This window comes from Rouxiella badensis, assembly GCF_002093665.1.
Taxonomy (GTDB): domain Bacteria; phylum Pseudomonadota; class Gammaproteobacteria; order Enterobacterales; family Enterobacteriaceae; genus Rouxiella; species Rouxiella badensis.
In genome coordinates this window covers 14487-27277 of sequence record NZ_MRWE01000050.1, presented here as the reverse complement: position 1 = coordinate 27277, position 12791 = coordinate 14487, and the positions used below count along the sequence as shown (strand labels likewise).

Annotated in this window: 9 protein-coding genes; all 9 read left to right on the top strand. The window is 50.9% G+C overall.

The window, feature by feature from the left end; all coding sequences use genetic code 11:
• Positions 1-112: EF-Tu C-terminal domain-related protein (locus BS640_RS20865; RefSeq protein ID WP_072269979.1), on the top strand; the 112-nt coding region annotated here is incomplete at its 5' end.
• Positions 113-360: 248 nt separating this feature from the next.
• Positions 361-744 (top strand): preprotein translocase subunit SecE, encoded by a 384-nt coding sequence (secE, locus tag BS640_RS20860; RefSeq protein WP_017492762.1) that lies wholly within the window; start codon positions 361-363, stop codon positions 742-744.
• A 1-nt stretch (position 745) separates the two neighbouring features.
• Positions 746-1291 carry a transcription termination/antitermination protein NusG gene (gene nusG / locus BS640_RS20855; RefSeq protein WP_017492761.1) on the top strand — a complete coding sequence of 182 codons (546 nt, stop codon included), beginning with the start codon at positions 746-748 and terminating at the stop codon, positions 1289-1291.
• Between the two features lie 255 nt (positions 1292-1546).
• Entirely contained in the window at positions 1547-1975 is a 429-nt protein-coding gene (gene rplK / locus BS640_RS20850; RefSeq protein ID WP_017492760.1) for a 50S ribosomal protein L11, read from the top strand.
• A gap of 3 nt (positions 1976-1978) precedes the next feature.
• Positions 1979-2683, top strand: coding sequence for a 50S ribosomal protein L1 (rplA, locus tag BS640_RS20845; RefSeq protein ID WP_017492759.1), 705 nt, complete (start codon positions 1979-1981; stop codon positions 2681-2683).
• Between the two features lie 357 nt (positions 2684-3040).
• Entirely contained in the window at positions 3041-3544 is a 504-nt protein-coding gene (rplJ, locus tag BS640_RS20840) for a 50S ribosomal protein L10 (protein ID WP_009639141.1), read from the top strand.
• A 70-nt stretch (positions 3545-3614) separates the two neighbouring features.
• Entirely contained in the window at positions 3615-3980 is a 366-nt protein-coding gene (gene rplL, locus BS640_RS20835; RefSeq protein WP_084913265.1) for a 50S ribosomal protein L7/L12, read from the top strand.
• 334 nt (positions 3981-4314) lie between these two features.
• The gene (rpoB, locus tag BS640_RS20830) at positions 4315-8343 is read left to right on the top strand and encodes a DNA-directed RNA polymerase subunit beta (RefSeq protein ID WP_017492758.1); all 4029 of its coding nucleotides are present in this window, start codon (positions 4315-4317) and stop codon (positions 8341-8343) included.
• 155 nt (positions 8344-8498) lie between these two features.
• A complete protein-coding gene (gene rpoC / locus BS640_RS20825) occupies positions 8499-12719 on the top strand; it encodes a DNA-directed RNA polymerase subunit beta' (protein ID WP_017492757.1) in 4221 nt (1406 codons plus the stop codon).
• Positions 12720-12791 lie beyond the last annotated feature (72 nt).

Genomic DNA, 12791 nt, shown 5'->3' with positions numbered 1-12791 from the left:
CATGGTTGTTACCCTGATCCACCCAATCGCGATGGATGACGGTCTGCGTTTCGCAATCCGTGAAGGCGGCCGTACCGTGGGTGCTGGTGTTGTTGCTAAAGTTATCGCTTAATCGCTGATAGTTTTTTGTCACTTTACGTTGACGCAACACACACTAAAAGGGCATCATTCGATGCCCTTTTTTCTACGCTATAGCGCCAGAACCTATCTCATCAGCGATTTTTCAGTCATAATCATTGGTGAGATAGGCTCTAGAGATAGCGTAAACACCGAGCGTACGTTCTCGCCTACATTCGGTTTGGTTTGCCTCGCAATGCGAGGCAAAGTTGTTTGTTCTGATTCATTGTGACGGGTTGGTTTATGAGTGCGAATACCGAGGCTCAAGGGAGCGGGCGCGGCCTGGAAGCGGTTAAGTGGATTGTCGTAGCCGTTTTACTGGTCGTAGCTATTGTCGGTAACTATTATTACCGTGCATACAGCCTGCCGTTACGTGCGTTGGCAGTTGTCGTTATCATCGCTATTGCTGGTGCAGTTGCGCTGATGACCATTAAAGGCAAAGCAACTGTCGCGTTTGCGCGCGAAGCACGTACTGAAGTACGTAAAGTAATTTGGCCTACACGCCAGGAAACATTGCATACCACTCTGATCGTGGCAGCTGTAACTGCGGTAATGTCACTGATTCTTTGGGGCCTGGATGGTATTCTGGTCCGTCTGGTATCCTTCATTACTGGCTTGAGGTTCTAAAATGTCTGAAGCACCTAAAAAACGTTGGTACGTCGTTCAGGCGTTTTCTGGATTTGAAGGCCGCGTGGCTCAGTCGCTGCGTGAGCACATCAAATTGCACGACATGGAAGAGTTGTTCGGCGAAGTGATGGTTCCAACCGAGGAAGTCGTTGAAATCCGCGGTGGGCAGCGTCGCAAAAGCGAGCGCAAATTCTTCCCGGGTTATGTGCTGGTTCAGATGGTGATGAACGACGCCAGCTGGCACCTCGTTCGCAGCGTTCCGCGCGTGATGGGTTTCATCGGCGGGACCTCGGACCGACCAGCACCGATTAGCGATAAAGAAGTTGACGCTATCATGAATCGCCTGCAGCAAGTGGGTGACAAGCCTCGTCCGAAAACGATGTTCGAGCCGGGCGAGCTGGTACGTGTCAACGATGGTCCGTTTGCAGACTTCAACGGCGTTGTCGAGGAAGTGGACTACGAAAAAAGCCGCCTGAAAGTTTCCGTTTCCATCTTTGGCCGTGCTACACCGGTTGAACTGGACTTCGGACAGGTCGAGAAGGGCTAATCTCCTTCAATCCTGCTCTTGAGCAGAGATTATAAAATAACCTGTTTCAGGTGTTGTATGAGGCGCGAAATTAAACTATAATTTCGCGCCTTTTGTTTTTATGCTCGGCAAAAATGTTGAACGGCAGTCCTTGAGAGTGACGACGACATTGGCGTTAGCCTAAAAACTGATACGTAATGTATCGAGAGCGAAAGCTATCAAAAATCACGGGGAGCCTCTTCAAACAGGCGCTAATACCCAACTGAGGAAATTAACATGGCAAAGAAAGTACAAGCCTACGTCAAGCTGCAGGTTGCAGCTGGCTCTGCTAACCCAAGTCCACCGGTTGGTCCGGCACTGGGTCAGCAAGGTGTTAACATCATGGAATTCTGTAAGGCTTTCAACGCCAAGACTGAAAGTCTTGAGAAAGGTCTGCCGATCCCTGTTGTTATTACCGTTTACTCTGACCGTTCTTTCACCTTCGTTACCAAGACCCCTCCAGCAGCAGTTCTGCTGAAGAAAGCGGCTGGTATCAAGTCTGGTTCCGGCAAGCCGAACAAAGACAAAGTGGGTAAAGTAACGAGTGCTCAGGTTCGTGAAATCGCAGAAACCAAAGCTGCGGACATGACTGGTTCTGACGTGGAAGCAATGGTTCGCTCCATCGAAGGTACTGCTCGTTCCATGGGCCTGGTAGTAGAGGGATAAGAAATGGCTAAGCTGACCAAGCGCATGCGCGTGATCCGTGACAAAGTTGAGTCTACCAAACAGTACGACATCAACGAAGCTGTTGCCCTGCTCAAAGAGCTGGCTACTGCTAAATTCGTAGAAAGCGTAGACGTTGCTGTTAACCTCGGCATCGATGCACGTAAATCTGACCAAAACGTTCGCGGCGCAACCGTTCTGCCACACGGCACCGGTCGTTCTGTACGCGTTGCCGTATTTACCCAGGGCGCAAACGCTGAAGCTGCTAAAGCTGCCGGCGCTGAACTGGTAGGTATGGAAGATCTGGCTGACCAGATCAAGAAAGGCGAAATGAACTTCGACGTTGTTATCGCATCTCCAGATGCAATGCGCGTTGTAGGTCAATTGGGCCAGGTTCTTGGTCCACGCGGCCTGATGCCAAACCCGAAAGTTGGTACTGTAACTCCTAACGTTGCTGAAGCGGTTAAGAACGCTAAAGCAGGTCAGGTTCGTTACCGTAACGACAAAAACGGCATCATTCACACCACCATCGGTAAAGTTGACTTCGACGCTGATAAGCTGAAAGAAAACTTGGAAGCACTGCTGGTTGCGTTGAAGAAAGCCAAGCCTTCTCAGGCTAAAGGCGTTTTCATCAAGAAAGTAAGCCTGTCCACTACCATGGGCGCTGGCGTTGCTGTTGATCAGAGTGGCCTTTCAGCAACTGTTGCCTAACTTTTAAAGTTAGAGTAAGCACAGTTTGCTTTTATCGCTTTACGTGGGCGATAGATTTGTCTAAAATCTATCCCCCGTTCGTTTTATAAAAAGCGATAGTGTTTCGGTAACACGAAACCAAGAATTTTTCGGTTGGAGCCTGGCCTATCCAGGCCTCCGTCCAAGACCGCAGGAGTCTCGTCAGAGACTTAATATTTCCTGCGTAGACGGTGACAGAGCCTGAATAAAAATTTTTCTTTTTAAGAATAGTTTTGCTGGATTCTCTGCTCACCGTGTTTGAACGCTTATCTCCGATCCCGGGGATAAGTGATGTGAGTTCCGGGGATTTTCCCCGGCTAAATCCAGGAGCTAAAGCTAATGGCATTAAATCTTCAAGACAAACAAGCGATTGTTGCTGAAGTCAACGAAGTAGCCAAAGGCGCGCTGTCTGCGGTTGTTGCGGATTCCCGTGGCGTTACTGTAGATAAAATGACTGAACTGCGTAAAGCAGGTCGTGAAGCTGGCGTTTACATGCGTGTTGTTCGTAACACCCTGATGCGCCGCGTCGTTGAAGGTACTCCATTCGAGTGCCTGAAAGACACGTTTGTTGGTCCAACCTTGATCGCGTTTTCTCATGAACACCCAGGCGCTGCTGCCCGTCTGTTCAAAGATTTCGCTAAAGCGAACGCTAAGTTCGAGGTTAAAGCTGCGGCCTTTGAAGGTGAGTTCATTCCAGCTGATCAAATCGATCGTCTGGCAACTCTGCCTACTTACGATGAAGCAATCGCACGCCTGATGGCAACCATGAAAGAAGCCTCTGCAGGCAAATTGGTTCGCACTCTGGCTGCTCTGCGCGATCAGAAAGAAGCTACTGCTGCTTAATCAGCAACTTTATTTCTTTTCACGTTACGCTTACGTATAAACTATTTCTGTTTTCTAGGAACAAATCGACATGTCTATCACTAAAGACCAAATCATTGAAGGCGTTGCAGCTCTGTCTGTAATGGAAATCGTAGAACTGATCGCTGCGATGGAAGAAAAATTCGGCGTTTCTGCTGCTGCTGCTGTTGCTGGCCCTGCTGCCGCTGCTGAAGCTGTAGAAGAAAAAACTGAATTCGACGTTGTACTGAAAGGTATCGGCGCGAACAAAGTTGCTGTAATCAAAGCTGTACGTGGCGCAACTGGTCTGGGCCTGAAAGAAGCTAAAGACCTGGTTGAATCTGCACCAGCAGCTCTGAAAGAAGGCATCAGCAAAGACGACGCTGAAGCACTGAAAAAAGCTCTGGAAGAAGCTGGCGCTGAAGTTGAAGTTAAATAAGCCACTGCTTTCTGAGTGCAGTCTGTTTTAATTAACAGACTGATGGCTGGTGACTTTTTAGTCACCAGCCTTTTTGCGCTATAGAGTGTCAGTGGTGTTTCACACTGTTTGACCACTGAACTACTCCAATATTTATTTCTATCTACCTACTTAATATATTGCCGCCGCTTGCTCTGGCTCATCCAGGGATAATGCGCAACGAAATGATTTAAGAGCGATAGAAACGAGTATTGCGGAAAGTAATTCAACTTTCCGATCGACAGAAATGGTGTTGCATGAACTGTCCATCCGGACAGACAAGATTGGGTCACTGATCAGCGAGCTGAGGAACCCTATGGTTTACTCCTATACCGAAAAGAAACGCATCCGTAAGGATTTTGGGAAACGTCCACAAGTTCTGGATATTCCTTATCTCCTTTCTATCCAGCTTGACTCGTTCCAGAAGTTCATCGAGCAAGACTCGGAAGGCCAGTACGGTCTGGAAGCAGCATTCCGTTCCGTATTTCCTATCAAGAGCTACAGCGGAAACTCTGAGCTGCAATACGTTAGCTACCGTCTTGGTGAGCCGGTATTCGACGTTAAAGAATGCCAGATCCGCGGTGTAACGTATTCCGCGCCACTGCGCGTGAAACTGCGTCTGGTCATCTACGAGCGCGAAGCACCGGAAGGTACGGTCAAAGACATCAAAGAACAAGAAGTCTATATGGGCGAAATTCCGCTCATGACCGAAAATGGTACCTTCGTGATTAACGGTACTGAGAGGGTTATCGTATCTCAGCTTCACCGTAGTCCAGGCGTATTCTTCGACAGCGATAAGGGTAAGACCCACTCATCGGGTAAAGTGCTGTATAACGCACGTATCATCCCTTACCGCGGTTCATGGTTGGATTTCGAGTTTGACCCGAAAGACAACCTGTTTGTACGTATTGACCGTCGCCGCAAACTGCCAGCGACCATCATTCTGCGTGCACTGAACTACACCACAGAACAGATCCTTGACCTGTTCTTTGACAAGGTTATCTACCAGATCCGCGACAACAAGTTGCAGATGGAGCTGGTACCTGAGCGCCTGCGCGGTGAAACAGCTTCTTTCGATATCGAAGCTGACGGCAAAGTCTATGTTGAAAAAGGTCGCCGCATCACTGCACGTCATATTCGTCAGCTTGAAAAAGACGACATTCAGCGCATCGAAGTTCCTGTTGAGTACATCGCAGGGAAAGTGGTCGCTAAAGACTACATCGATACCAATACCGGTGAGCTGATTGTCCCTGCGAACATGGAATTGTCTCTGGACCTGCTGGCGAAGCTTAGCCAGGCCGGACACAAGACCATCGAAACGCTGTTCACCAATGATCTGGACCACGGTGCTTATATCTCCGAGACCGTGCGCGTCGACCCAACCAGCGATCGCTTGAGCGCTCTGGTTGAGATCTACCGCATGATGCGTCCTGGTGAGCCGCCAACGCGCGAAGCTGCTGAAAGCCTGTTTGAGAACCTGTTCTTCTCTGAAGATCGTTACGACCTGTCTGCTGTAGGTCGTATGAAGTTCAACCGTTCTCTGCTGCGTGATGAAATCGAAGGTTCAGGCATCCTGAGCAAAGACGACATCATTCAGGTCATGAAAAAACTGATCGATATCCGTAACGGTATTGGCGAAGTGGACGACATCGACCACTTGGGCAACCGTCGTATTCGTTCAGTCGGCGAGATGGCTGAAAACCAGTTCCGCGTAGGTCTGGTTCGCGTTGAGCGTGCGGTTAAAGAGCGTCTGTCTCTGGGCGACCTCGACACCCTGATGCCTCAGGACATGATCAACGCCAAGCCAATTTCGGCGGCGGTGAAAGAGTTCTTCGGCTCAAGCCAGCTTTCACAATTTATGGACCAGAACAACCCGTTGTCCGAGATAACGCACAAGCGTCGTATCTCTGCATTGGGCCCGGGCGGTTTGACCCGTGAACGTGCTGGCTTTGAAGTTCGAGACGTACACCCGACTCACTACGGTCGCGTATGTCCAATCGAAACGCCAGAAGGTCCAAACATTGGTCTGATCAACTCCTTGTCTGTTTATGCACAGACCAACGAGTATGGTTTCCTCGAAACGCCTTACCGCCGCGTGCGTGATGGCATCGTTACCGATGAAATTAACTATCTGTCTGCTATTGAAGAAGGCAACTTCGTTATCGCCCAGGCGAACTCCAACCTGGACGAAGAAGGCCGCTTCATTGAAGACCTGGTTACCTGTCGTAGCAAAGGCGAATCAAGCCTGTTTAGCCGCGACCAGGTTGACTATATGGACGTATCTACCCAGCAGGTTGTATCCGTTGGTGCTTCACTGATTCCATTCCTGGAACACGATGACGCCAACCGTGCATTGATGGGTGCGAACATGCAACGTCAGGCTGTACCAACTCTGCGTGCTGACAAGCCGTTGGTGGGTACCGGTATGGAACGTGCTGTAGCGGTTGACTCCGGCGTTACTGCCGTTGCTAAACGTGGCGGTATTGTTCAGTACGTGGATGCATCCCGTATCGTAATCCGTGTTAACGAAGACGAGATGTACCCGGGCGAAGCAGGTATCGACATTTATAACCTGACCAAATACACCCGTTCTAACCAGAACACCTGCATCAACCAGATGCCGTGTGTGAATCTGGGTGAGCCAATCGAGCGCGGCGACGTGCTGGCAGATGGCCCATCAACAGACCTGGGCGAGCTGGCGCTGGGCCAAAACATGCGCGTCGCGTTCATGCCTTGGAACGGTTACAACTTCGAAGACTCCATCTTGGTGTCAGAGCGTGTTGTTCAGGAAGACCGATTCACTACCATCCACATCCAGGAACTGGCGTGTGTGTCTCGTGACACCAAGCTGGGGCCGGAAGAGATTACTGCCGACATCCCTAACGTGGGTGAAGCGGCACTGTCCAAGCTGGATGAGTCAGGTATCGTTTATATCGGTGCTGAAGTGACCGGTGGTGACATTCTGGTGGGTAAAGTGACGCCTAAAGGCGAAACTCAGCTGACTCCAGAAGAGAAACTGCTGCGCGCTATCTTCGGTGAGAAAGCGTCTGACGTTAAAGACTCTTCTCTGCGTGTACCAAACGGCGTGTCAGGCACGATTATCGACGTTCAGGTCTTTACCCGCGATGGCGTGGAAAAAGACAAACGTGCGTTGGAAATCGAAGACATGCAGCTGAAGCAGGCTAAGAAAGACCTGACTGAAGAGCTGCAGATCCTGGAAGCAGGCCTGTTTGCACGTATCCACTCAGCGCTGGTTGCTGGCGGTATTGAAGCTGAAAAGCTTGCTAAACTGCCACGCGATCGCTGGTTGGAACTGTCGCTGACCGACGAAGAGAAACAAAATCAGCTGGAACAGCTGGCCGAGCAGTACGACGAGCTGAAGTCAGAGTTTGAGAAAAAACTCGAAGCTAAGCGTCGTAAGATAACCCAGGGCGATGATCTGGCACCAGGCGTGCTGAAAATCGTTAAAGTGTATCTGGCCGTTAAACGTCAGATTCAACCGGGTGACAAGATGGCTGGTCGTCACGGTAACAAAGGTGTTATCTCCAAGATCAACCCGATCGAAGATATGCCTTACGATGAAAACGGCACGCCGGTAGACATCGTACTGAACCCGCTGGGCGTACCATCTCGTATGAACATCGGTCAGATTCTGGAAACCCACTTGGGTATGGCCGCGAAGGGCATTGGTGAAAAAATCAATGCTATGCTGAAGAAACACGAAGAAGTTTCTAAGCTGCGCGAGTTCATCCAGAAAGCGTACGATCTGGGCGATGACGTTCGTCAGAAAGTCGATCTGAACACCTTCACCGATGACGAAGTATTGCGTCTGGCTGAAAACCTGAAAAAAGGTATGCCAATCGCGACGCCAGTCTTCGACGGTGCGAAAGAGACTGAAATCAAGCAGCTGCTTGAGATGGGCGGTATTCCGACCTCAGGTCAGATTACACTGTTTGACGGCCGTACCGGCGAGCAATTCGAGCGCCAGGTTACCGTCGGCTACATGTACATGCTGAAACTGAACCACCTTGTTGATGACAAGATGCACGCGCGTTCTACCGGTTCTTACAGCCTCGTTACTCAGCAGCCGCTGGGTGGTAAGGCGCAGTTCGGTGGTCAGCGCTTCGGTGAGATGGAAGTGTGGGCACTTGAAGCATATGGTGCCGCGTATACCCTGCAGGAAATGCTGACCGTGAAGTCCGATGACGTTAACGGCCGTACCAAGATGTATAAAAACATCGTGGATGGCGATCATCGTATGGAACCGGGCATGCCGGAATCCTTCAACGTATTGTTGAAAGAGATCCGCTCGCTGGGTATCAACATCGAGCTGGAAGACGAGTAAGTTTGCACGAACTATTTCGAGTTGCAGGAAGGCGGAAAACGCGCCTGCAACTTGGAATATCGCAGGAACACTCGCAATCACCGTGGTCACAGGGGTACCTGCCTGTTTACCAATAGTCAGGTGCCTAACAGGTCTAACCCGACGGGAGCCAATCCGTGAAAGACTTACTAAAGTTTCTGAAAGCGCAAACTAAGACCGAAGAGTTTGATGCGATCAAAATTGCTCTGGCATCGCCAGACATGATCCGTTCTTGGTCTTTTGGTGAAGTTAAGAAGCCAGAAACCATTAACTACCGTACGTTCAAACCAGAACGTGACGGCCTTTTCTGTGCCCGTATTTTCGGACCAGTAAAAGATTACGAATGCCTGTGCGGTAAGTACAAGCGTTTAAAACATCGCGGCGTGATCTGCGAGAAGTGTGGCGTTGAAGTGACCCAGACCAAAGTACGCCGTGAGCGTATGGGCCACATCGAGCTGGCTTCGCCAACTGCGCACATCTGGTTCCTGAAATCTTTGCCATCGCGCATCGGTTTGCTGCTGGATATGCCTCTGCGTGACATCGAACGTGTACTGTACTTCGAATCCTATGTGGTTATCGAAGGCGGTATGACCAACCTGGAACGCCGTCAGATCCTGACTGAAGAGCAGTATCTCGACGCGCTGGAAGAGTTTGGTGACGAATTCGACGCGAAGATGGGTGCCGAGGCGATTCAGGCCCTGTTGAAAAACATGGACCTGGAGCAAGAGTGCGAGCAGCTGCGTGAAGAGCTGAACGAAACCAACTCTGAAACCAAGCGTAAGAAGCTGACCAAGCGTATCAAGCTGCTGGAAGCGTTCGTACAGTCTGGCAACAAGCCAGAGTGGATGATCCTGACCGTGCTGCCGGTACTGCCGCCAGACTTGCGTCCATTGGTTCCGTTGGACGGTGGTCGTTTCGCAACGTCGGATCTGAACGATCTGTATCGTCGCGTGATCAACCGTAACAACCGTTTGAAACGCCTGCTTGACCTGGCTGCGCCAGACATCATCGTACGTAACGAAAAACGTATGCTGCAAGAAGCGGTAGATGCTTTGCTGGATAATGGCCGTCGCGGTCGTGCAATTACCGGCTCTAACAAGCGTCCGCTGAAATCTCTGGCAGACATGATTAAAGGTAAACAGGGTCGTTTCCGTCAGAACTTGCTGGGTAAACGTGTCGACTATTCAGGTCGTTCCGTTATCACCGTAGGTCCATACCTGCGTCTGCACCAGTGTGGTCTGCCGAAGAAAATGGCTCTTGAGCTGTTCAAACCGTTCATCTACGGCAAGCTTGAACTGCGTGGTCTCGCTACCACCATTAAAGCCGCCAAGAAAATGGTTGAGCGCGAAGAAGCTGTCGTTTGGGATATCCTGGACGAAGTTATCCGCGAACACCCGGTACTGCTGAACCGTGCACCAACCCTGCACCGTTTGGGTATCCAGGCGTTTGAACCTGTTCTGATCGAAGGTAAGGCAATCCAGCTTCACCCGCTGGTTTGTGCGGCGTATAACGCCGACTTCGATGGTGACCAGATGGCAGTACACGTTCCGCTGACGCTTGAAGCTCAGCTGGAAGCGCGTGCCCTGATGATGTCTACCAACAACATCCTGTCACCAGCGAACGGCGAGCCAATCATCGTTCCTTCACAGGACGTTGTATTGGGTCTGTACTACATGACCCGTGACTGTGTTAACGCCAAAGGCGAAGGCATGGTACTGACGGGTCCGAAGGAAGCTGAGCGTGTTTACCGCGCGGGTCTTGCCTCTCTGCACGCACGCGTAAAAGTGCGCATCACAGAAGAGATCAAGAACACCGAAGGCGAAGTCACTCACCGTACTTCAATTATCGATACGACTATCGGCCGCGCCATCCTGTGGATGATCGTACCAACAGGTCTGCCGTACTCTATCGTTAACCAGCCTTTGGGCAAAAAAGCTATCTCCAAAATGCTGAACACCTGTTACCGCATTTTGGGCCTGAAGCCGACCGTTATTTTTGCTGACCAGACCATGTACACCGGTTTTGCCTATGCAGCACGCTCTGGTGTGTCTGTAGGTATCGATGACATGGTAATCCCTGCTAAGAAAGCAGAGATCATCGATGAAGCAGAAACCGAAGTTGCAGAGATTCAAGAGCAGTTCCAGTCTGGTCTGGTAACCGCTGGCGAACGCTACAACAAGGTTATCGATATCTGGGCCGCAGCAAACGAACGTGTTGCGAAGGCAATGATGGAAAACCTGTCTGTCGAAGACGTTGTCAACCGTGACGGCGTGACCGAGCAGCAGGTTTCCTTCAACAGTATCTTTATGATGGCCGACTCTGGTGCGCGTGGTTCACCTGCACAGATTCGTCAGCTTGCCGGTATGCGTGGTCTGATGGCCAAGCCAGACGGTTCCATCATTGAAACGCCAATCACCGCGAACTTCCGTGAAGGTCTGAACGTACTCCAGTACTTCATCTCGACCCACGGTGCTCGTAAAGGCTTGGCGGATACCGCACTGAAAACGGCAAACTCCGGTTATCTGACCCGTCGTCTGGTTGACGTGGCACAGGACCTGGTTGTTACCGAAGACGACTGTGGTACCCACGAAGGTATCATGATGACTCCGGTCATCGAAGGCGGCGACGTTAAAGAGCCACTGCGTGAGCGTGTACTGGGTCGTGTAACGGCTGAAGACATCCTCAAGCCGGGTACTGCGGACATTCTTGTTCCGCGTAACACCCTGCTTCACGAGAAGACGTGTGATCTGTTAGAAGAGAACTCTGTCGACAGCGTGAAAGTGCGTTCTGTTGTAAGTTGTGAAACCGACTTTGGTGTGTGTGCAAACTGCTACGGTCGCGACCTGGCACGTGGTCACATCATCAACAAAGGTGAAGCGATCGGCGTTATTGCAGCACAGTCAATCGGTGAGCCAGGTACACAGCTGACGATGCGTACGTTCCACATCGGTGGTGCGGCATCTCGTGCGGCAGCAGAGTCCAGCATTCAGGTTAAAAACACCGGTACGATTAAGCTGAGCAACCACAAGCACGTTACTAATGCTAACGGCAAACTGGTTATCACTTCTCGTAACACCGAGCTGAAATTGATCGACGAATTCGGTCGTACCAAAGAAAGCTATAAAGTGCCTTACGGCTCCGTAATGGGTAAAGGTGACGGTCAGGCAGTTAACGGCGGCGAAACCGTGGCTAACTGGGATCCGCACACCATGCCAGTCATCAGTGAAGTGAGTGGTTTCATTCGCTTTACCGATATGGTTGATACCCTGACCATTACCCGTCAGACAGACGACCTTACCGGTTTGTCTTCTCTGGTGGTTCTGGACTCGGCAGAGCGTAGCACCGGTGGTAAAGACCTGCGTCCAGCGCTGAAAATCGTTGATGCCAAAGGCAACGACGTATTGATTCCAGGTACTGATATGCCTGCTCAATACTTCCTGCCAGGTAAAGCGATTGTACAGCTGGAAGATGGTACTCAGATTCACTCAGGTGACACCTTGGCGCGTATTCCTCAGGAATCCAGCGGTACCAAGGACATCACCGGTGGTTTGCCACGCGTTGCTGACTTGTTCGAAGCGCGTCGTCCGAAAGAGCCTGCAATCCTTGCTGAAATCAGCGGGATCATCTCCTTCGGTAAAGAGACCAAAGGCAAACGTCGTCTGGTAATTTCTCCGTTGGATGGCAGCGATGCTTACGAAGAAATGATCCCTAAATGGCGTCAGCTGAACGTGTTCGAGGGTGAAGTTGTGGAACGTGGTGACGTCGTATCCGACGGCCCAGAGTCTCCGCACGACATTCTGCGTCTGCGTGGTGTTCATGCGGTTACCCGTTACATCACCAACGAAGTGCAGGAAGTTTACCGTCTGCAAGGCGTTAAGATTAACGATAAACACATCGAAGTTATCGTTCGTCAGATGCTGCGTAAAGGCACCATCGTTAGCGCGGGCGGCACCGACTTCCTGGAAGGCGAGCAGGCAGAAATGTCTCGCGTTAAAATCGCTAACCGTCAGCTGGAAGCTGAAGGCAAAATCGCGGCAACTTACAGCCGTGACCTGCTGGGTATCACCAAGGCATCCTTGGCGACCGAGTCCTTCATCTCCGCGGCATCGTTCCAGGAAACGACGCGCGTTCTTACCGAAGCTGCTGTTGCAGGTAAACGTGATGAACTGCGCGGCCTGAAAGAGAACGTCATCGTGGGCCGTCTGATCCCAGCCGGTACCGGTTACGCTTATCACCAGGAACGTGCACGCCGTAAAGCTCTGGGCGAAGTGCCAGTTGTACCGCAAGTTAGCGCGGACGAAGCAACGGCAAACCTGGCCGAGCTGCTGAACGCTGGTTTTGGTAGCAGCGAAGATTAATTCTTCCGGGTGACCAAAATAAAAACCGCTCTTTATTGAGCGGTTTTTTTTTGCCCTTCATTTATCCTTCAT

Bases quoted from the DNA above. Each gene is read 5' to 3' on its own strand.
- secE (WP_017492762.1), top strand. From the start codon at position 361: ATGAGTGCGAATACCGAGGCTCAAGGGAGCGGGCGCGGCCTGGAAGCG.
- nusG (WP_017492761.1), top strand. From the start codon at position 746: ATGTCTGAAGCACCTAAAAAACGTTGGTACGTCGTTCAGGCGTTTTCT.
- rplK (WP_017492760.1), top strand. From the start codon at position 1,547: ATGGCAAAGAAAGTACAAGCCTACGTCAAGCTGCAGGTTGCAGCTGGC.
- rplA (WP_017492759.1), top strand. From the start codon at position 1,979: ATGGCTAAGCTGACCAAGCGCATGCGCGTGATCCGTGACAAAGTTGAG.
- rplJ (WP_009639141.1), top strand. From the start codon at position 3,041: ATGGCATTAAATCTTCAAGACAAACAAGCGATTGTTGCTGAAGTCAAC.
- rplL (WP_084913265.1), top strand. From the start codon at position 3,615: ATGTCTATCACTAAAGACCAAATCATTGAAGGCGTTGCAGCTCTGTCT.
- rpoB (WP_017492758.1), top strand. From the start codon at position 4,315: ATGGTTTACTCCTATACCGAAAAGAAACGCATCCGTAAGGATTTTGGG.